Below are 353 nucleotides of genomic sequence, written 5' to 3' on the forward strand. Positions count from 1 at the left end.
TGGTTATCGATTACCGTTACGGTTTGTATTACCGGTTGAGCTTTGTTTCCATTATCATCTGTCACGGTCCATGTAATATTGGTGGTTCCCACGGGATATTCTGCATCTAATGGCAGATTATCATCCCTTGTTCCGATTACATTTCCAACCGTACAGTTATCAGTAGCCGTCGGAGGTACAATATCTATCATTGCCCCACAGGTATCTGCATCTGCAGTAGTATTGATGGCCTCCACAGCAGCGATTACCGGCGCCTGATCGTCAGTTACCGTTACGGTTTGTATTACCGGTTGAGCTTCGTTTCCATTATCATCTGTCACGGTCCATGTAATATTGGTGGTTCCCACGGGGTA

The 353-nt window shown here is 45.9% G+C and carries 1 protein-coding gene; it reads right to left on the reverse strand.

The features are described 5' to 3' along the window. The coding region (locus I6U50_RS15780) for an HYR domain-containing protein (protein ID WP_198639557.1) at positions 1-353 on the reverse strand (353 nt) is incomplete at both ends.

This window comes from Salegentibacter maritimus (assembly GCF_016236975.1).
Lineage (GTDB): Bacteria > Bacteroidota > Bacteroidia > Flavobacteriales > Flavobacteriaceae > Salegentibacter > Salegentibacter maritimus.